Raw genomic sequence first — 20,773 nt, 5'->3', positions numbered from 1 at the left:
AATGAATAGTGAACACAGATAGTACACAGAACCTGGAACGTACACACAGTACGTGAGGAGTAGATTCGCTTCGCTCGCCTTTCAGGCCGCACTAAAATGCGTTCAAAAGTTATCGCTTTTGTCAGAATACTGCCTAATGTTCGCTCTTTACTACAAAGAACGGCAAATAAAATAGCCCTAATAGGATAGACAATTGGAAAGGTTTGTCGAAATGGATTGTATATATACATGGTCTTTTTCTATTGTATTTGCAAAAGAATTTAAACAGTTTCCAAAAGACCAACAAGATAAAATTTTGGATTTTATTGATCGTTATGAAGAAAATGGATTAGTTACACCGGATACTTTCAATAAATATGAAGGTAAAATCAGCCATTCATGGAGTGGGTTAGAAAAAACAGATAAGAACTCTAGATATGCTTACGAAAACAACTTGTGGCACTACCATATTGGTATACCAGAATACATAAATACGCCTTCTAACTATAAGACTTCTGATTGGGTTCTACATTTTCAGTGGATTTATGGAGAAAATCATATAAATATAGTAGATATATATCGGCACTACATTATAGATGGAAAATTCTATTTACCCCCTGTAACAAATTTGAAAACGATATCATGAATCAATGAAAAACCAGCTCAGACAATCTTTTGATTTAACCAACCCTGCCCAGCAGGGTTAGTTATTATTTCTGGCTGGTAGATTCACATTAAAGTAATAATCTATCTCTTAATTCAATATATAAAAAACTGCACCATTATTAAAACAATCACTTATTCATTACCGGAATATTCCCCCGTAACCAACTGCCTAATTTACGCTGATAAAATGGTTGCGTATGCTGAATCAAATAATGGCTGATCCCACGCTCCTTTTCATCAACCAGGCAGAAGTCAATAGGTTCTTCTTCAGATGTGTATTCGCAGGCAATGCCGCCAGCTTCTTGAATTAGCTGTTCAATCTCATTCTCCGTGCCATTCATTTCCAGCCCAATTAATAAATTGGGCTTCTCATCCACATTTTTATCATGAGCTTGAATGATAAAAGCACGGCGAACAGGTTTACGCTGACTGAATAAACTAACCAGAGCTTCAATGAGCTGCGAAGGATATTCTTCCGGCTGGCTGAGTGTTATCGCACTGCCACTTGGCACATCAACTTCAACCGAAACTAACTCACTTAATGAACTCATAAAAATCTCCAATCAGTTTTTTTATATAAAATGGATTTATTTCGTTTTTGCCAACAATAAATTAGCAATCGAACGAACGCCATAACCCGTTGCGCCAGCCGACCAATGTTCTACCGCAGATTTACGGTAAGTCGCAGAGCAGTCAATATGAACCCAGCCCTTTTGGTATTCTTCCACAAAGTGAGACAGGAAAGCCGCCGCAGTACTGGCACCGGCAGTATGTGATGGTGCCGCGACATTGTTCAACTCAGCAAAATTCGATGGCAGTTGGCTACGATGAAATTCAGCCAATGGCAGACGCCAGAACAATTCATTTTCAGATTCTGATGCGGCCAACAGATCCGCCGCCAATTTATCATCAAAGCTGAATACACAGTGATAATCATTACCCACAGCCGTTTTCGCTGCGCCTGTCAGGGTCGCTGCATCAATGATTAACTTCGCCTTCTCTCTGCTGGCATCAATTAAACCATCAGCCAGCACTAAACGACCTTCCGCATCGGTGTTCATAACTTCAACAGATTTACCATTACGGTAACGGATAATATCACCCAGTTTAAAAGCGTTACCACTGACCATGTTATCCGCAATGCAGAGGAACAGTTTAACGCGCTGTTTCAGGCCTCGGCTGATGGCCAACGCCAGCGCACCCGCCAGCGTTGCCGCTCCACCCATATCTGATTTCATGGAGTCCATAAAAGAAGATTGTTTCAGGCTGTAGCCGCCGGTGTCAAATGTGATGCCTTTACCCACCAAACAGGCGAATATCGGCGCGTGTGGGTTGTCAGTCGGGTTGTAATCCAGCGCCAACAATATCGGATCACGGGAAGAACCGCGACCAACAGTATGAATACCCGCATAACCCTGTTCACGTAAATCTTCTCCTTTAGTAATGCGATAATTTACCGCTTCACCAGCAACACCACACATCAAGTCAATAGCACGCTTTGCCAATTGTTCCGGCCCAAGCTCTTCCGCTGACATATTGATGGTGTCACGCACCCAATCAATAATTTTAATTCTGCTTTCCAGTTCTTGTTTTTCAGCCGCAGGCAATTGAGGCCATTCAATAGAACGGCTGCCTTTTGGTGCACGGAAACCTTGCCAAAATGCCCAACTTTTTTCTAAATCCCAGCCTTCACCAACCAGAGCTACATGACGAATTCCCTGACCATCAATTTTACGTCCGGCTCGTTGAACCGCACCCAATTTGCCTTTACCCGTCAGATGAATCGTCATCCCTTGCTCACTCGAACTAATCAGCGCTTTTTCACCCCAGCAAGCTGCTGCTGGCTCATAAGACAGTGTTATTGGCATGATTTGTTTAGTCATTCTTTTCTCACCTCTTATTATTCACCGCTTGATGGCAGCCAGGATTTTATTCAGACTTCCACCCATATAATTATTCGTCTGCCAGATATCAAACCTATAAAAAAACTGGCTAAAGCCAGTTTTTCATTAACGCTCAGACTACCTTAAAACTGTGACAGATAAATAACAAATTAATGCTATTTGTTACTCAAACTCATCCAGCCAGACCAAAAGAATCGCTTCCAGAACTTTTTCATTGGATTTTTCAGGCGCATCCTCAAAATCATCCAGGTCACAAATCCATTGATGCATATCAGTAAAGCGAACTGTTTTTGGATCCAAATCAGGAAATTTGTCAAACAGCGCTTCACCGATTTCACGGCTATCAGACCATTTCAGGCTCATTGATATTTCTCCTGCCAATCAGTGCTCACGGGCATGGTTAATGGTGTATTTTGGAATTTCGATGACCAAGTCTTCGTCCGAGACTCTGGCCTGACAACTCAGACGACTTTCCGGTTCAAGTCCCCAGGCTTTATCCAGCATGTCGTCTTCCAGTTCTGAGCTCTCTTCCAGTGAATCGAAACCTTCACGAACGATACAGTGGCAAGTGGTGCAAGCACAGGATTTTTCACAGGCATGCTCAATCTCAATCCCATTGCGCAATGCAACGTTCAGAATGGATTCCCCTTCTTTGGCTTCCAGAACTGCACCATCAGGGCAAAGATCGTTATGAGGTAAAAATATAATTTTCGGCATAATTAAATCTCGTCCACAGAATGGCCCGCCAACGCCCGACGAACAGATGAATCCATCCGGCGTGCAGCGAATTCCTGCGTTTGCTTATCCAGTTGTTTAATTGCGTTCTCAATCACTTCAGGATCACTCCCCTGAACGCTTTTTATCAGTGTTTCTACGGCAGTATCAATCGCCGCGTGTTCTTGTTCATTCAGCAGATCGGCATCTTTTTCTAACGCACTGGTGACACTTTCCAGTACCCGCGCCGCTTCTACTTTTTGTTCTGCCAGTTTGCGCACAGTGATATCTTCCTGAGCATTCGCCATAGAATCTTTTATCATGCGGGCGATTTCTTCATCAGACAAACCATAGGACGGTTTCACCTGAATAGACGCTTCTACACCAGTGGATTTTTCCAACGCGCTCACGCTCAACAAGCCATCAGCATCCACTTGGAATGTGACCCGGATATGAGCGCCACCTGCCGGTAACGGAGGAATGCCACGCAGGGTAAAACGGGCCAGTGAACGGCAATCACTCACCAATTCCCTTTCCCCTTGTACCACATGCATACTCATCGCACTCTGGCCGTCTTTGAAGGTCGTGAACTCCTGCGCTCTCGCAGCCGGAATGGTTGTATTGCGTGGGATGACTTTTTCAACCAGTCCCCCCATCGTTTCCAGCCCAAGTGACAGCGGAATAACATCCAACAGCAGCATGTCGCTATCTGGTTTGTTACCCACCAAAATATCTGCCTGAATTGATGCACCGACAGCAACAACTTTATCAGGATCAATGGATGTCAGTGGCTTACGGGCGAAAAATTCGCCAACCATGTGACGAACCAACGGTACACGGGTTGAGCCACCCACCATAACCACCTGTAAAACCTCGTCCGCAGAGACTTCGGCATCTTTCAACGCCCGACGGCTTGCCAGCAAAGTCCGTTTTACCAACGGGGTAATCAATGCTTCAAATTCGGAACGGGTGATTTTTCCCTGCCAGCCGGCTATGTTTATCTCTGCAACATCAACATCACTCAAGGTGATTTTCACCTCGGCGGACACGTCCAATAGCTGGCGTTGCAGACTATGGTTATCACGATTGCCAATACCCGCCTGTTCACGGATCCAGTCAGCCAGTATCGCATCGAAATCATCCCCACCAAGCGCGGTGTCACCGCCGGTTGCCAGTACTTCAAAGACACCTCGGCTTAACCGGAGAATGGAAACGTCAAAGGTACCGCCCCCTAAATCATAAACCGCGATAACCCCTTCCTGACCAGAATCCAACCCGTAGGCAATCGCAGCGGCAGTGGGTTCATTAAGCAGGCGCAGAACATGTAATCCGGCTAAACGCGCCGCGTCTTTGGTTCCCTGACGCTGGGCATCATCAAAGTAGGCTGGAACGGTGATCACAACCCCATCAAGCTTACCATCCAGTGTTTCTTCTGCACGCTGTGCCAGCAATTTAAGAATTTCAGAAGAAACCTGAATAGGATCGACCAACCCCGTCGCCGTATTGATTAACGGCAAACCGTTTTCACTCGCCTGAAATTGATAAGGCAGATTTGGGTAACGTTGCTGAATATCCGCCAGAGAACGCCCCATCATGCGCTTCACAGAACTGATGGTATTAGCCGGATCATGCGCCGCCTGTTGACGGGCTAGCCAGCCAATTTCAATACCATTTTCATGGTAGTGGACAACGGAAGGAAGCAGGTAACGGTTTTCGCTATCCATCAGTGTTTCCGCTTGCCCACTGCGAACAGTGGCAACTAATGAATGCGTCGTGCCTAAATCAATGCCGGCCGCTAAACGACGTTGATGTGGTACAGCGGATAAACCCGGCTCGCTGATTTGTAATAAAGCCATATACGCTTTCCTTAAAAGTCGTCCAGTAAACGTTCTTCCAGTTGTTCAACCTGCTGCTGCAATTTATCCAGAAAACGCAATTTACGAACGGTATCGGCTGCCTGCTCCCACTGCTGGTCATTCAATTGTTGTTCCATTTGCTGACTGCGGGTTTTAATCATCCCGTTCAGACGTTCAGCGAAATCAGCCAGTGCCGCTTCTGCATTCGCTTTACTTTCAATAAATTCCAACTCTTCCCGCAACATGAGCTGTTCCATCAGGAAAGTGTGGTCATTCATGGTGTGCTGCTCATTGGCTAAATCAAAACCATGCAGAGAAAGCATATATTCAGCGCGTTTCAGTGGATGTTTGAGCATCTGATAGCCGTCATTGATAGTCGCTGCCTGCTGCAATGCCAGCGTTTTTTCACGCTCTGGCTGATTAGCAAAGCGATCAGGGTGAAACTGACGCTGCAATTCCTGATAGCAGTGTGTCAGCTGTTCACGGTCAATAACATAACGAGCCGGCAGCCCGAATAAAGTGAAATAGTCCATAATCTAAATTTACTCTGGATTTGGCCGAAAAACGGAATTAAACGTTAAAACTTTCTCCACAACCACATTCGCTGGAAACATTCGGGTTGTTGAATTTAAAGCCTTCGTTAAGGCCCTCTTTAACAAAATCCAGTTCTGTACCGTCGAGATAGACCATGCTCTTGCCGTCTATAATAACTTTGACGCCCTTCTCTTCAAACACGGTATCGTCTTCGTTAATCACATCGGCAAATTCAAGCAAATATGCCATACCTGAGCAGCCTGATGTTCTGACACCAAGACGTAAGCCAACGCCTTTTCCACGGTGGCCCAGGAATGACGAAACGCGTTGTGCAGCACTTTCTGTAAGGGAAATTGACATACAACAACCTCACTTTTTAAAACCAGCAAAGGCGGATACTGGTTGGTATATAACAGCCAGCATCCACCAAATTTATTTTCTATTTTCTTATTATCAAGGGCAATTACTTGCCCTGGCGCTTACTTTTGTAATCCGCAATGGCCGCTTTAATGGCATCTTCTGCCAGAATAGAACAGTGAATCTTCACCGGTGGCAGTTCTAACTCATCTGCAATTTCAGTATTTTTAATCGATTCTGCCTGCTCCAAAGATTTGCCTTTCATCCACTCAGTGACTAAAGAGCTGGACGCGATTGCAGAACCACAACCGTAAGTTTTGAAACGCGCATCTTCAATAATGCCTTCATTATTGACTTTGATTTGCAGTTTCATGACGTCACCACAGGCAGGGGCACCGACCATGCCGCTGCCAACTGTTGGATCTTCATTATCGAAAGAACCGACGTTACGTGGATTTTCATAGTGATCAATTACTTTTTCGCTGTAAGCCATGATGTTATTACTCCTGAAACCGTCTGATTAGTGATGAGACCATTCGATACTGTTGAGATCCACACCTTGTTTGAACATTTCCCACAGTGGAGAGAGTTCACGCAGGCGGCCAATAGATTTGTGAATCAGTTCAATGGCGTAGTCGATCTCTTCTTCCGTGGTAAAGCGCCCTAAAGAGAAACGGATAGAACTGTGAGCCAGTTCGTCATTCATACCTAGCGCACGCAATACGTAGGAGGGTTCCAGGCTGGCAGAAGTACAGGCAGAACCAGAGGAAACCGCCAGATCTTTTAATGACATTATCAGTGATTCGCCTTCAACATAATTGAAGCTGACATTCAGAATGTGTGGTGCGCCATGTTCCAAGTCGCCATTAAGGAAGACTTCTTCGATATCTTTGATACCCTGCCACAGGCGTAAACGCAGGCCACGCAGACGCTGAGATTCATTGTCCATTTCCTGTTTGGCAATGCGGTAAGCTTCACCCATACCGACAATCTGGTGAACCGGCAAAGTACCGGAACGCATACCACGTTCATGACCGCCACCATGCTGTTGAGCTTCAATACGAATGCGTGGTTTGCGGCGAACATACAACGCGCCAATCCCCATCGGCCCATAAATTTTATGCGCAGAGAAAGACATCAGATCGACTTTCAGTTTGGCTAGGTCGATAGGTAATTTACCTACGCTCTGAGTCGCATCAACATGGAAAATGATACCGCGGCTACGACACATTTCACCGATTGCAGCGATATCCTGCACCACACCAATTTCATTGTTAACATGCATGATAGAAATCAGCATAGTGTCATCACGCACTGCGGCTTCCAGATCGTTTAAATCAATCAGTCCATTGCTCTGAGGTGCCAGATAAGTGACTTCAAACCCTTCACGCTCTAACTGACGGCAAGTATCCAGAACCGCTTTATGTTCGGTTTTGCTGGTGATGATATGCTTGCCCTTTTTCTGATAAAAATTAGCAGCACCTTTAATAGCAAGATTGTCAGATTCCGTTGCGCCGGAAGTGAAAACAATCTCACGTGGATCGGCACCCACTAAATCAGCAATCTGATTACGGGCAATATCAACCGCTTCTTCAGCCTGCCAGCCAAAACGGTGAGAACGGGACGCTGGGTTACCAAATACCCCGTCCATGGTCAGATAATGCATCATCTTTTCAGCAACACGCGGATCAACCGGTGTTGTTGCTGAGTAGTCTAAATAAATTGGTAATTTCATTGCTCACATGCTCCCTTCTAATACTTCAATTCATCACAAGTTCTGCTTATGCGCGCAGATTAACATTAATTGTTTCTTGTGCTCTGCCGTGAGGTGCGCGGCGCTTATCGTTATCCTGGCGGTCAGCAACGTCTAATACTTCCTGGTTATTAACTAATTCTTCTAAACTGATGCTACTCAGGAAACCGGTAATACGATCACTTAAATCGCGCCATAAAGTATGAGTCAGACAGCGATCACCGCCCTGACACCCTTCTCTGCCCTGGCAACGCGTCGCGTCTACCGATTCATCAACAGCGAAAATAACTTCGGAGACAACAATTTCCCCGGCATCTCTGCCCAGTAAATAACCGCCACCCGGACCACGGACACTTGAAACCAGACCATTTTTGCGCAAGCGAGAGAATAACTGCTCAAGATAAGAGAGGGAAATACCCTGACGTTCAGAAATGTCGGCCAGTGGTACCGGACCTTCTTGTGAGTGTAACGCCACATCAAGCATGGCAGTTACTGCATAACGCCCTTTAGATGTCAATCTCATAAATGATTACCCCGTGGTGAAATATGACGAAATTGTGTCATTCCTGAGTATTTTAGTCAACTATTTAACCAAGTAATTTACTCAACTATTTTTTCGCCCATTTCTCAATGGAGGTCAGGATACCACGCAGAATATTCAGCTCCTGCGTTTCAGGTCGGGCACGGGTGAAAAGCCGTCTTAACTTATTCATTATTTGACCAGGGTGGGCTTTCCTGATGAAACCAGAATCATATAATACACGTTCAAGATGATGATAAAAACGTTCCATATCATCAACTAATGGATATTCAGTCTCATCTGTTTTCTGCTCAGGTTTATCCTGACATGCCAGATATGCCATACGAATTTCATAACTGACAAGCTGGACAGCCATAGCCAGATTTAACGAACTATATTCTGGGTTAGTCGGGATATTCAGATGATAATGACACTTCTGCAATTCTTCATTCGTCAGCCCTACACGCTCACGCCCGAAAATAATTGCCACCGGCGCATGTTGAGCTTCCTGAACACTGCGCTCGCCACATTCACGGGGTTCGACCATCGGCCATGAGAGGGTTCTTGAACGGGCGCTGGTGCCAATCACCAGTTCACAGCCAGCCAGAGCTTTATCCAAACTATCAACAATAGTCGCATTACCAATAACATCGCTGGCACCAGCAGAAAGCGCAATCGCATGGGAATCTGGCTGAACCAGTGGATTAACCAGATAAAGGTTTGTTAATCCCATGGTTTTCATTGCCCGGGCGGTTGACCCCATATTCCCGGTATGGGAAGTTTCAACCAGGATAATGCGGATATTTTCTAACATGATAACTTCTGGATTAGTTATAAGAGCCAAATATCTTAACACAGCGTTAGTCATTTTTCCGAACTACTGCTATACTGCGCGCCGATTAATTATCCGTTCTTTAACATCCTGGTGGAAGATATCCCATGCATCCGATGCTGACCATCGCCATACGTGCGGCGCGTAAAGCCGGCAACCTGATTGCCAAAAATTATGAAACTCCCGATGCGGTTGAAGCTAGCCAAAAAGGCAGTAACGACTTTGTTACCAACGTTGACAAAGCCGCAGAAGCGCTCATTATCGACGTTATCCGCAAATCTTATCCTAAACACTCAATCATTACTGAAGAGAGTGGCGAATTGCCAGGTGAAGATGATGATATTCAATGGGTAATCGATCCACTGGATGGCACCACTAACTTTATCAAACGCCTCCCCCACTTCGCCGTTTCTATTGCAGTACGCATCAAAGGCCGTACTGAAGTTGCTGTTGTTTATGATCCAATGCGTAACGAACTTTTCTCCACAGCCCGTGGTCAGGGTGCTCAGTTGAATGGCTACCGTCTGCGTGGCACCAATGCCCGCGATCTGGATGGCACTGTTCTGGCGACAGGTTTCCCATTCAAAGCAAAACAGCATTCCACTGTTTTTATCAACACATTAGGCAAATTATTTGTTCGTTGCGCTGATTTCCGTCGTACAGGTTCAGCCGCGCTGGATCTGGCTTATGTTGCAGCTGGCCGTGTTGATGGTTATTTTGAAATTGGCCTGAAGCCATGGGATTTCATGGGTGGAGAACTGTTAGTCCGTGAATCTGGCGGTATCATCACTGATTTCATTGGCGGTCATAATTACATTCATTCCGGTAATCTTGTTGCGGGTAACCCACGCGTTGTTAAAGATATTCTGGCCGAAATGCGTGATGAATTATCAGAGTCATTGAAGCGTTAACTCAAATTAACCCTTAAACTGGAATTACTGGGTGATAATAGGCAAACCGTAATAATGCAATATATCCTCCGCCCGGCAATTCTACCTGGCAACAAAAAAGTCACTGATGAACTTTTTTGTTGCCATTTTAGACCTGAATTATTTTGCTAACCAATAAACGGCTTCATAAGGTTGTAATTGTCTATTTTTTGCAGGCGATTGATGTTCAGGATAGTTCCCCATTAACTTAACCCATGAACAATCGGATAAAGAAGCGTCCAGCGACCATTCCTGCACTTCCGCACTGAGATTGGCGATAACCAGCAACGTTTGGTTTTCCCAACGGCGCACATAACACCAAAGCGAAGAGTGAGATGGCAACAAATCTTCATAGCTGCCATAGGTCAATACCGGATATTCCTTACGCAGTTTTATTAAGCGCGCATAACAATGGAAAACGGAATCCTCATCCTTGATAGCATTTTGCGCGTTCACTTCCTGATAATCACTATTCAGTGCTATCCAAGGTTCTCCCTGAGTAAATCCGGCATTGGAAGTCGTATCCCATTGCATCGGCGTTCTCCCATTGTCGCGGGATTTTTTCGCTAAAACCGATAAGATTTTTTCCTTATCATTGCCTTGCTCAATCTTCTCCCGGTAAATATTTAAACTTTCTATGTCCCGGTAATCTTCAATTTGGGAAAAATCAGGGTTAGTCATCCCCAATTCTTCCCCTTGATAGATATAAGGGGTTCCCTGCATACCGTGCAGCACCATTGCCAGCATTTTAGCGGATGGAACCCGCCAGACACCTTCACCACCAAAACGTGAAACAATACGCGGTTGATCGTGATTACACCAGAACAGCGCATTCCACGCCCGTTGATGCATGCCTTGTTGCCACTTAGCAAAGATTTTTTTCAATTCAATAAAATCAGGCGGTGCTGTAACCCATTTTTCGCCATTGGGGTAATCGACTTTCAAGTGGTGAAAAGCAAAAACCATCGACAGCTCTTCACCCTCTAATGAAGAATAGCGCTGACAATTTTCCAGTGAAGTAGAAGACATTTCCCCTACCGTCATCACTCCCGCCGGCTGGAAGACTTCTCTGTTTATTTCTTGCAGAAATTCATGAATACGGGGACCATCGGTATAGAATTGACGCCCATCACCCTGCGTTGCTTCTGGAAAATCCTGCTGCTTAGAAACCAGATTGATAACATCCAAACGGAAACCATCAACACCAAGATCAGCCCAGAATTCACAAATCTTTTTCAGCTCGGCCCGTACGGGTTCATGCTCCCAGTTGAGATCTGCCTGCTCAACAGCAAACAAATGTAAATAATATTGTTGACTCGCTTCATGCCACTCCCAGGCACCCCCACCAAATTTTGACAACCAATTATTAGGGGGTGTTCCAGGCACTCCATCCCGCCAGATGTAATATTGCCGGTAAGGGCTATTAATATCCTGTGCCTGCCTGAACCATGAGTGTTGAGTAGAGGTGTGGTTGAAAACGATATCCACAATCACACGGATATCACGTTGATGTGCTTCATCAACCAAACGCTTAAAATCATCCATTGAGCCGTAAGCCGGATCAATCGCACAATAATCAGCAACATCATAACCGTTATCTACCTGCGGTGAGCAGTAAAAAGGCGTCACCCAGATAGCGTCCACACCCAGTTTTTTCAGATAATCAAGCCGGTAAGTAATACCGTTGAGATCACCTGTTCCGCTACCGGTAGTATCCTGGAAACTCTTAGGATATATCTGATAGATAACACCTTGTAACCACCACGGAATGATTTTGTCCATCGAAAACGCCTTATCAATATATTTCTGAATTGAATAACCAAATGGTTACTTTTATATCTGTTACTCAGATGAAGATTTAACAGAATTATTCAACAGCTAACATACCGCTCATACTCTTCTTTCGATAAACAACCGTAGTCAGTATCAACGGAACAATGACAGCTACGAGCATGGCTAATACGTAGATTGCCCAAAATTGCGGTTTGATCGAAAGGATACCGGGTAAGCCACCAACACCAATACCGTTTGCCAACACACCACTTAACCCACAAATCAACCCGGCCAAACCTGAACCAATCATGGCACAGAGCATAGGGAATCGATATTTGATGTTAATCCCATACATTGCCGGTTCAGTGACGCCTAAATAGGCGGAGATGGCGGCGGGTACAGATAACTCACGCTCATTATGCTTTTTGCTGACCAAAATAATGCCCACAACCGCTGACCCCTGAGCAATATTGGATAGAGCAATAATCGGCCATATCGGTGTCCCACCGATACTTTGAACCATCTGCATATCGATAGCTAATGTAGTTTGATGTATACCCGTGATAACCAAAGGCGCATAAAAGAATCCAAATAAAGCCGCACCGACAGGCGCAAAACTTCCCGTCATCAACGCCTTAACAACCCAGGCGACTCCATCTCCAATTAACCGGCCAAACGGCCCAATAAGACTATGTGCTAAAAAGGTTGCCAATATTAACGAAACTACCGGAACAACCACCAAATAAAGATAACTAGGAACCACCTTCTTTAATTGAATTTCAATCCACCCCAACGTAATACCCGCCAAAAGTGACGGAATAACCTGCGCCTGATAACCCACTTTTCCAATCGTGAACAGGCCAAAATTCCATATATCAGGGATCTGTTGCCCTAATTGATAAGCATTCATAAGTTGCGGAGATACCAAGGTTATTCCCAATATAATACCTAATATCGGGGTTCCACCCATTGTTCTGACCGCAGACCAGCAAATACCCACCGGCAGATAGAAGAATATTGCCTCTCCTAACAGCCATAAAAAATCATATATTGTTTTCCAGACAGGATATATTTGAGCTAAAGTTTTACCGTCACTAAAAGGAATATCACCAATAATATTACGGAAGCCCAGAATAAGACCGCCACTAATTAATGCCGGCAGGAGAGGAAAAAAGATTTCTGCAAATTGAGAAATGACACGCTCTTGCCATTTCATATTTTTTTTCTCAGCCTGTTTTATATCTTCTTTATTTAATTCAGTTTTATCAAGATAGCTATTTAAAACCTGATAATAATCACCCACATTCGTGCCTATCACTACCTGGAACTGCCCTGCATTGGTAAAACAGCCTTTAACCATCGGCAGATTTTTTATTTCATCCGGCCGGGCTTCCGTCGGTTCAACCAAAGAAAATCTCAACCGGGTAATACAATGCGTTACACTGGCTATATTTTTACAACCACCGATTAATGTAATTAGTTTTTCTATGTCTTTATAATTTATTTTATTTTTCATAATAGCCAGTCATCATAAGTTAGTATCAGTTACTATGCCATGCTTAGTAAGATAATTTCATCCTAATATCATTTAGTTATGCTTGTCATGGGAACGTTCCCAAAAATGCGTTAACGATCACATTGAAACAACAATATTCTTATTTTTAAGCCAACTTACTCGAAATGATTACTTGCTGTTTGGGGTATCGCTGATTTATTTGAGCTATTAATTGACCAGCTGCATATTTACCCGCTTCACCATAACCTAAATCCACAGAAAGCGTGTCAGGGTACAAAAAGTTCAGCAAAGGCGTATTACCAATACTGCCTATTTGTATATCTTCCCGATTATTTTGTTGTAAATACTTATATGCACCTAATGCCAGGCTATCAGTTGCACAGATTAAGGCCGTCGTCTCCTTTCTTAATACCTTGTCGACATGCTGAAACCCACTCTGATAGTTTAAATCACATTGAACGGAAAGCGGGTGTAACGCCTTCTGTTCACAACAACTCAGATAGGATTGATGGCGACGAAAACCTGTCGTGGTATCACAATCGCGTACACCAAGAAAACTGATCTCTCTGTGACCTCGCTGATAGAGTTCATTCATCAATAGACGAACAGCACCAACATCGTCATAGCATACAGAAGCAAAATCAGTATATTCGCGCGCAAATACCACTATTTTGTCACGCCAGGGCAAAAGGGATTCTTCTGGCAATCCGGTGAAACCAAACAAAATAACACCATCTGCATGACGTAATGCCAACTGACGCAGATGTTCCTGTAAAAGCTGGGGATCAAAATCACTTTCCATGATAATGGGGTCATAACCATGCTGATAAAACAGCGGCAACATCGTACTTATTGATAAATTTTCCGAAAAAGATCCCAACCGTGACACAATTAAAGCAATAATTTTGTCACTTTTCACTCGCATCGCTCTCGCTGATTTAGAGGGAATAAAGTTATTTTGATCAATAATCGCTTCAACTCTTTCACGTACTTGTGGACTGACGCTATTTTCGTTATTTAATACCCGCGAGACGGTTGATTTACTGACATTAGCCAGACGTGCAATATCTTTTATTGTTAATTTATTCGACATGATATCTCATGAAAATATTATTATTAGAAGCATCCAGTTTCTTACAAAAATATCATAAGAAACTGAATTCATATTGTTAATAATGATGAGCTTTAACCTGTGGTCGCAGGAAAATAGCAGGAAAAGCAACTAAGACCATTATCCAGAAAATGCCGCTGTGCAGATAATCATACATAAATCCTGCAACTACCGTCATAACAGCGATACCGCCCCCCATCGCCAATGCAGAATAAGCCGCCTGCAAACGAACAATTTCCCCTTCCTTTCTCGCGCTGATAAAACGCATTGCTGCCAAATGGCAGACAGTGAACGTCCCACAATGCAAGATTTGAATGATAATCAACACCGGTAATGTCGTGAATGAGCCCATTAATCCCCAACGGACAACCCCACATATAGCGGAAAGCAACAGAAGATTACGGGCATTCCAGCGCCGGAATAATTTATTGCTCAGCGTAAAAATAATAACCTCAGCCACCACTCCCAACGACCAGAGATAACCGACTACCGCAGCAGAATAGCCTGCCTTTTCCCAGTAAATCGCACTGAAGCTGTAATATCCCGCGTGAGCACCCTGCAATAAAGCCACGCATAGCAGGAACCGGCATACCGATTTTTCAGACAATAACTGTTTAAATGACACAACATCAACTTTAGCTGACTTGACTTCACCAACAGGCATGATGGCGGGTTTAAGCAATGTCGCCAACAGCGTTGACAAAACACTGAACAGTATAGTGACTAGAATGACCTGATGTCCCCAGACAGAGATCAATTCCCCGGTCAGCGCCGAGCTGATAATAAAGGCAATTGAACCCCAGACGCGTATTTTGCCGTAATCAAAGGGAAATTGTTTCTGCCATGTTCCCGCCAATGCATCACTTAATGGCATCATCGGCGAAAAAAACAGGTTGAAACCAATCATAATGAATAGCAGCCATGCCCAATGATTTCCCAATGTAAACCCGATAACAGAAATCAAGGTCAGCAATGCTAATACACGCAGCGCGAAAATAAGTTTTGCGGGATTTTTAACGGTAGGCGTGATTAATAAACTCCCCAGGAAACGGGAAACCAAGCCCGCACCCAATAAAATCCCCATCATATCGGGTTTTATTCCCTCACCCTGGAGCCAGACTGCCCAGAAAGGCAAAAATATCCCGTAAGAAAAGAAATACGTGAAATAATCTAACGCCAGCCAACGTGTCGACTGAATAACCATTAATCCTCCCTGGTTAAAAGTGCAAAAAACCCGCTCAAAACTAACCTGATTAGCTTAAGAAATTAAGATATCAAGGACTATTCTGAGATGGACATTCCTGCGGAAAATCCATCCGTCATTCCTTTAATATCTCGCTTAAGCAAACAATGTCAGCCGGAGCAGGTTTTTGTAATGACTTATTAAAATTATAATTTATGCGTAAACCGGATATTTTGCGCAAATAGCCAGAACTTTTTGTTTAATCGCTTCAATGATCGCTTCATCATTGATGTTGTCTAATACATCGCACATCCAGCCAGCCAATTCACAAGCTTCAGCTTGTTTGAAACCACGGCGGGTAATCGCCGGTGTACCAACACGCACACCGGAAGTCACAAATGGGCTCTTCGGATCATTTGGCACGCTGTTTTTATTTACCGTGATGTTGGCACGGCCCAGCGCAGCATCAGCCTCTTTACCAGTGATGTTTTTATCAACCAGATCCAGCAGGAACAAGTGGTTCTCAGTGCCACCAGAAACCACTTTGTAGCCACGTTTCAGGAAGACTTCAACCATGGCTTTAGCATTATCAGCAACCTGATGTTGATATGCTTTGAATTCCGGTTCCATTGCTTCTTTCAGCGCAACCGCTTTACCGGCAATAACATGCATCAGAGGTCCACCCTGGCAACCAGGGAATACGGAAGAGTTCAGTTTTTTATACAGCTCCTCGTCACCACCTTTCGCCAAGATCAAACCACCACGTGGGCCCGCCAGTGTTTTATGCGTGGTAGTCGTCACGATGTGAGCATGAGGCACTGGGTTAGGATAAACGCCTGCAGCAATCAGGCCAGCAACGTGTGCCATATCAACGAACAAATAAGCACCAATGCTGTCTGCAATTTCACGCATTTTTGCCCAATCAACAACGCCGGAGTAAGCTGAAAAACCGCCAATAATCATTTTTGGCTGGTGTTTTTGAGCTTGTGCCGCGATATCGTCGTAATCAATTTTACCGCTTTCATCAATACCGTAAGGTACGATGTTATATAACTTACCAGAGAAGTTTACCGGAGAGCCATGAGTCAAATGACCGCCATGTGCCAGATTCATCCCCAGCACGGTATCACCCGGTTGCAGCAAAGCCATATAAACCGCCGCATTCGCCTGAGAACCCGAGTGTGGCTGAACGTTGGCATAATCAGCACCGAATAACGCTTTAGCACGATCAATCGCCAGCTGCTCAACAACATCGACATATTCACAACCGCCGTAGTAGCGTTTACCCGGATAACCTTCGGCATATTTGTTAGTGAGTTGAGAGCCTTGTGCCTGCATAACTCTTGGGCTGGTATAGTTTTCAGAGGCAATTAACTCGATGTGTTCTTCCTGACGAACAACTTCTTGCTCCATCGCCTGCCATAGTTCGGGATCATAATTAGCAATATTCATTTCACGCTTTAACATTGGGTTCTCCAGACTCAGCTAACTTCTCTTCAAACAACACCCCAAAGGGCAGAATGGCACACAGTGTAAACCCTTTTCACGGATTGAGATAGTCTTGACAAAATATTTTACGCAAACGATTGCACACCAATTAAAGCAAGGCACGGGTTCTTTACAGGCATAACGAAAACTTCCTGTATTTTACCTCATTGTCAGAATTTGTAACCTCAGTCGGCTCCTGCCTTAGTGTAAATATCTATCAAGAATATTTTTTCACCATAAAGACCACATTTTATATTTACAAGATCCTCAAAAAATTATAAGTTGTATTTAAATTACATGTTATAACTTTCATAATCACTTGAAAGAAATTCAGGAGCTTCACCATGCTGGATAGTCAAATCATTGCAACTGTCAAATCAACTATTCCACTGCTTTCTGCCACTGGCCCAAAACTAACCGCCCATTTCTACGAGCGGATGTTCAAACATAATCCTGAGCTGAAAGATATTTTTAATATGAGTAATCAACTCAATGGCGATCAGCGTGAAGCCCTGTTCAATGCTATCTGCGCCTATGCGGCCAATATTGATAATTTGACAGTATTGTTGCCGGCAGTTGAAAAAATCGCGCATAAACACGCCAGTCTGAACATTCAACCAAAGCATTATCAAATTGTCGGAACTCACTTGCTGGCAACGTTAAATGAAATGTTCCAGCCGGGAAATGAAGTGCTGGACGCCTGGGGAAAAGCGTATGGTGTTCTGGCTGATGTTTTTATCAACCGTGAAGAGCAGATTTATCATCATGACGAATCAGTCGATGGCGGTTGGCGTGGTTTACGCCCATTCCGTATCAACCGGAAACAGATAAAAAGTGATGTGATTTGTAGCTTTGAATTTGTGCCACAAGATGGCGGGAAGGTGATGGATTACAAACCCGGCCAGTATCTAAGCATTTATCTGGAAGATGACAGCTTTGATAACCGAGAAATTCGCCAGTATTCACTGACAGCGGCCCCAAACGGTTCCAGCTACCGGATTGCTATCAAACGTGAGCCACAAGGAACGGTTTCCAACCATATGCATGATAAGATGCAAGAAGGCGATACCGTCTGGCTGGCCGCTCCACGCGGGGATTTCTTCCTTGATATTCAGCCAGAAACGCCAGTTACTCTGATTTCTGCCGGTGTCGGCTTGACACCTATGATGAGTATGCTGCATCAACTCCACCAGCAACATCACAACAGCCAGATTAATTGGTTACATGCGGCAGAACACGGTGGCCATCATGCGTTTACCAATGAAGTGACCGCTATTGCTCAGGCAATGCCGAATCTTAGCAGCACAATCTGGTACCGCGAACCAAGAGATGAAGATCAGCAAGGCATTCATTATCAACATAAAGGTTTTATGGATCTGGCGGTACTGAATAACGCACTGAAAACAGAAGGAATGCATTACTATTTCTGCGGCCCGGTGCCCTTTATGCAATATGTAGCAAAACAACTATTAAATATGGCAATTAATAAGCAATATATTCACTATGAATGCTTCGGTCCGCATAAAGTGATTTAAATTTTCAGTTTAACGGTGTTTGTTTATCATGGAGCCCGTCCCATTGGACGTCAGCTCCATTGATTTCAAAAATCATGGGTAAATCGGATTAAAAAAGTGCTGAAATGCCTTATCCAGATTAACGATGTTGCACTTATTATGTGAATCTACCATCAAAGGCAAAAAAATCGTGATTAAGGATTTTTTAAAGCGGGCAAAAGATTCAATGTTATACTGATATTAGAAGAGAAAACATCAGGGAAAACGGGTTTTAAATTGATTAACAAAGTGACAAGGTTAACCGTATAACGAAAAAAGAACCAACGCATTTAACAGGGTTAAAAACCATTAAAAAAATAGGCTTTGATTTTAATACCATTGACCACTACAGATTAACTCAGCTATCCATCAATTAAAGGTTAAAAAAAACAGGCATTAATACCCGAAATTTGAAAAGATACAGAGTGACTAAAAACAGCCTATTCACAACCATATTTAATTCGTTTATCGGCAATACTATCCTACGCTGATTTTAAATTTATCTCACCTGCCATAACCATTTAAAAACGCGAATAGAAAGATTAAACCTTTTATATAAAAGGCAGATTTAACTCAATAAACGTGCTTTTCAGAAGGAAAATGAATCGCGTTTAATCGAAGTCCATTAAACATTAGCAGGAAATTGAAAACAAATCAGCACACAAAAGAATATTATCCAAACCGACTGATATTCAAATGCTTTCTCACTGTCATTTTACGAAGCAAGCCATTTTCGCTAAGTCACCTTTTCCCGCGGCAGGAATACCCTGATAAAGATATTGGACTATGGCAGTAACCATCTTACCGCCATGATCTGTCGTATCACCCAGCAGAATAACCGCTTTTGACATTAACGTTCTCCATCGTTTTTCGATTGGTAAATAACATCATTCCCCATTAAACTTCGGTAATTAACGGCAATAATCCTAGGTTAACCAACTGTATTTCGACATCATTGGATTTATCAATATCGTCCTGATTTCTTCCATCAAAAATGCCTTTTTTGGTGATAATCAAGGTGCCGGTTTGTTCATTATTTTGATACACAGGAAGCACACCTTCCGCCATAGGCAGATAGGATTTATCAATAATACGGGGCTGGTAAAGCATCCAGCCAACACTGAGACGATCAGGGAAAACCTGTTTATTCCGTAATGTATATTCGTTGGTTTCGACCTGAATATAAGGAAGATCACGGCTGGTCACCAAATATTTGACAAGTTCAATTAACTGGGAAACATCAAGCTGACTGCTGTCAATTTTTAAGTTTAGTTCTAACCTAACCCAATTAGGGCGTTTTATTGACTGTTTACTATAGCTAATACCACTAGATAGGTTATCTTCTTCGCCATCCCACATATCTTCAATAAGCAATGGAAAATCTTTTTTATAAGATTTTTCAAAATAACTCACCATCTTTTCTGTTGGCCCTTGTTCATCAAATACAATGTGTTTTAGTGCTTCTTTTCGTGAGTAGCCAGTTAAATACCACGTTTTTTTTCGCCCGAAAAAAATATCAGCTTGTCGTGTGATACGAAATAAATCCATTAACGCTGTATTTACGGTAATGGTTTCCTGTTGTTCATAACGTACATTGATTTCTATACGAATTATCGCCATATTTACCTCGGACTAAACTGTTGCCATCAAATCGGAGCAGTGGGTATAGTGAACACTGATGTTTTTATGTTCAATAAATAGTGTCTTAAAATAAGCACAACTTATCGGCTGTAAAAAATGCCATTCCACATGGGGCGTATTATCTAATACGTCACATACAGCTTGTTGTCGAGCGCCTTGTTTTCTTCCTGCTTTCATCCCTTTCCACCAACTTTTAGGTTTACCCTCACTATCAAAAAACTGGTCATACCGCGCCTTGGCTTCCAGAAACAGGCAATACGCTGGTCGCCAGCCATCAAAGGTCACTTTCAGGCACTGAAATTCCTGGATCATTTGTGTGGCCGGGTCATATTTAGTTTTAGCAATAAATCGCTGATAGTTAATCGTGATGGCGCTCCAGCGGCTAACCTTACGATACTTTTCATTTGTCACCGGAATAGCCAGACAAGCCTTGCACTCTTTTTTAGTCCCCGTTTCTTCACACT

At 43.5% G+C, this 20,773-nt stretch carries 20 protein-coding genes and 2 pseudogenes; 3 read left to right on the top strand and 19 right to left on the bottom strand.

Annotated features, from left to right (window positions below; genetic code table 11):
* Positions 1 to 193 precede the first annotated feature (193 nt).
* The gene (locus PTE_RS03195; protein WP_198539178.1) at positions 194 to 625 is read left to right on the top strand and encodes a hypothetical protein; all 432 of its coding nucleotides are present in this window, start codon (positions 194 to 196) and stop codon (positions 623 to 625) included.
* A gap of 148 nt (positions 626 to 773) precedes the next feature.
* On the opposite strand, the pseudogene PTE_RS03190 reads toward PTE_RS03195, so the two are convergent.
* From PTE_RS03190 to trmJ, 11 genes and pseudogenes are all read right to left on the bottom strand, one after another.
* Positions 774 to 1,166 (bottom strand): annotated as a pseudogene (locus tag PTE_RS03190) (enhanced serine sensitivity protein SseB C-terminal domain-containing protein); the annotation flags it as partial.
* Between the two features lie 66 nt (positions 1,167 to 1,232).
* Positions 1,233 to 2,528 (bottom strand): aminopeptidase PepB, encoded by a 1,296-nt coding sequence (gene pepB, locus PTE_RS03185; RefSeq protein ID WP_036843144.1) that lies wholly within the window; start codon positions 2,526 to 2,528, stop codon positions 1,233 to 1,235.
* A gap of 183 nt (positions 2,529 to 2,711) precedes the next feature.
* Positions 2,712 to 2,912: a Fe-S cluster assembly protein IscX gene (iscX, locus tag PTE_RS03180; protein WP_036843142.1), complete on the bottom strand. Its 201-nt coding sequence runs from the start codon at positions 2,910 to 2,912 to the stop codon at positions 2,712 to 2,714.
* An 18-nt stretch (positions 2,913 to 2,930) separates the two neighbouring features.
* A complete protein-coding gene (fdx, locus tag PTE_RS03175; protein ID WP_036843140.1) occupies positions 2,931 to 3,266 on the bottom strand; it encodes an ISC system 2Fe-2S type ferredoxin in 336 nt (111 codons plus the stop codon).
* 2 nt (positions 3,267 to 3,268) lie between these two features.
* Positions 3,269 to 5,119 (bottom strand): Fe-S protein assembly chaperone HscA, encoded by a 1,851-nt coding sequence (gene hscA, locus PTE_RS03170; RefSeq protein ID WP_036843138.1) that lies wholly within the window; start codon positions 5,117 to 5,119, stop codon positions 3,269 to 3,271.
* 11 nt (positions 5,120 to 5,130) lie between these two features.
* Positions 5,131 to 5,652: a co-chaperone HscB gene (gene hscB / locus PTE_RS03165; RefSeq protein ID WP_036843136.1), complete on the bottom strand. Its 522-nt coding sequence runs from the start codon at positions 5,650 to 5,652 to the stop codon at positions 5,131 to 5,133.
* Between the two features lie 37 nt (positions 5,653 to 5,689).
* On the bottom strand, positions 5,690 to 6,013 hold the full coding sequence (gene iscA / locus PTE_RS03160; protein ID WP_036843135.1) for an iron-sulfur cluster assembly protein IscA: 324 nt from the start codon (positions 6,011 to 6,013) through the stop codon (positions 5,690 to 5,692).
* A gap of 103 nt (positions 6,014 to 6,116) precedes the next feature.
* Positions 6,117 to 6,503, bottom strand: coding sequence for a Fe-S cluster assembly scaffold IscU (gene iscU, locus PTE_RS03155; protein ID WP_036843133.1), 387 nt, complete (start codon positions 6,501 to 6,503; stop codon positions 6,117 to 6,119).
* A gap of 27 nt (positions 6,504 to 6,530) precedes the next feature.
* Complete coding sequence (locus PTE_RS03150) at positions 6,531 to 7,745, bottom strand: IscS subfamily cysteine desulfurase (RefSeq protein ID WP_036843132.1); 1,215 nt, start codon at positions 7,743 to 7,745, stop codon at positions 6,531 to 6,533.
* A 46-nt stretch (positions 7,746 to 7,791) separates the two neighbouring features.
* Positions 7,792 to 8,286 carry a Fe-S cluster assembly transcriptional regulator IscR gene (iscR, locus tag PTE_RS03145; protein WP_021323908.1) on the bottom strand — a complete coding sequence of 165 codons (495 nt, stop codon included), beginning with the start codon at positions 8,284 to 8,286 and terminating at the stop codon, positions 7,792 to 7,794.
* An 85-nt stretch (positions 8,287 to 8,371) separates the two neighbouring features.
* Positions 8,372 to 9,097 (bottom strand): tRNA (cytosine(32)/uridine(32)-2'-O)-methyltransferase TrmJ, encoded by a 726-nt coding sequence (gene trmJ, locus PTE_RS03140; RefSeq protein WP_036843131.1) that lies wholly within the window; start codon positions 9,095 to 9,097, stop codon positions 8,372 to 8,374.
* 125 nt (positions 9,098 to 9,222) lie between these two features.
* Between trmJ and suhB the strand changes: the two genes are divergently transcribed.
* Complete coding sequence (suhB, locus tag PTE_RS03135) at positions 9,223 to 10,026, top strand: inositol-1-monophosphatase (RefSeq protein ID WP_036843130.1); 804 nt, start codon at positions 9,223 to 9,225, stop codon at positions 10,024 to 10,026.
* A 138-nt stretch (positions 10,027 to 10,164) separates the two neighbouring features.
* On the opposite strand, the gene treC is transcribed toward suhB, so the two are convergent.
* From treC to glyA, 5 genes are all read right to left on the bottom strand, one after another.
* Positions 10,165 to 11,826 (bottom strand): alpha,alpha-phosphotrehalase, encoded by a 1,662-nt coding sequence (treC, locus tag PTE_RS03130; protein ID WP_036843129.1) that lies wholly within the window; start codon positions 11,824 to 11,826, stop codon positions 10,165 to 10,167.
* An 85-nt stretch (positions 11,827 to 11,911) separates the two neighbouring features.
* Positions 11,912 to 13,333 carry a PTS trehalose transporter subunit IIBC gene (treB, locus tag PTE_RS03125; RefSeq protein ID WP_036843127.1) on the bottom strand — a complete coding sequence of 474 codons (1,422 nt, stop codon included), beginning with the start codon at positions 13,331 to 13,333 and terminating at the stop codon, positions 11,912 to 11,914.
* Positions 13,334 to 13,478: 145 nt separating this feature from the next.
* Positions 13,479 to 14,426 carry a trehalose operon repressor TreR gene (gene treR, locus PTE_RS03120; RefSeq protein ID WP_036843125.1) on the bottom strand — a complete coding sequence of 316 codons (948 nt, stop codon included), beginning with the start codon at positions 14,424 to 14,426 and terminating at the stop codon, positions 13,479 to 13,481.
* A 76-nt stretch (positions 14,427 to 14,502) separates the two neighbouring features.
* On the bottom strand, positions 14,503 to 15,648 hold the full coding sequence (locus PTE_RS03115) for a 3-phenylpropionate MFS transporter (protein ID WP_036843123.1): 1,146 nt from the start codon (positions 15,646 to 15,648) through the stop codon (positions 14,503 to 14,505).
* 192 nt (positions 15,649 to 15,840) lie between these two features.
* Positions 15,841 to 17,094, bottom strand: coding sequence for a serine hydroxymethyltransferase (glyA, locus tag PTE_RS03110; protein ID WP_036843122.1), 1,254 nt, complete (start codon positions 17,092 to 17,094; stop codon positions 15,841 to 15,843).
* A 362-nt stretch (positions 17,095 to 17,456) separates the two neighbouring features.
* On the opposite strand from glyA, the pseudogene hmpA reads away from it, so the two are divergent.
* Positions 17,457 to 18,650, top strand: a pseudogene (gene hmpA, locus PTE_RS03105) (NO-inducible flavohemoprotein); the annotation flags it as partial.
* 728 nt (positions 18,651 to 19,378) lie between these two features.
* On the opposite strand, the gene PTE_RS25565 reads toward hmpA, so the two are convergent.
* The 3 genes from PTE_RS25565 to PTE_RS03095 all read right to left on the bottom strand — a co-directional run.
* Positions 19,379 to 19,519: a PAAR domain-containing protein gene (locus PTE_RS25565; protein ID WP_165577071.1), complete on the bottom strand. Its 141-nt coding sequence runs from the start codon at positions 19,517 to 19,519 to the stop codon at positions 19,379 to 19,381.
* Between the two features lie 46 nt (positions 19,520 to 19,565).
* Positions 19,566 to 20,288 carry an Imm52 family immunity protein gene (locus PTE_RS03100; protein WP_036843118.1) on the bottom strand — a complete coding sequence of 241 codons (723 nt, stop codon included), beginning with the start codon at positions 20,286 to 20,288 and terminating at the stop codon, positions 19,566 to 19,568.
* Positions 20,289 to 20,300: 12 nt separating this feature from the next.
* Positions 20,301 to 20,773, bottom strand: a 473-nt coding sequence (locus PTE_RS03095; RefSeq protein ID WP_051477114.1) for a Tox-REase-5 domain-containing protein, incomplete at its 5' end; no start/stop codon positions are given.

This window comes from Photorhabdus khanii NC19 (assembly GCF_000517265.1).
In the GTDB taxonomy this organism is placed as follows: Bacteria; Pseudomonadota; Gammaproteobacteria; order Enterobacterales; family Enterobacteriaceae; genus Photorhabdus; species Photorhabdus khanii.
The sequence above is the reverse complement of the archived record's forward strand: the minus strand, read 5'-3'. Positions and strand labels throughout refer to the sequence as shown.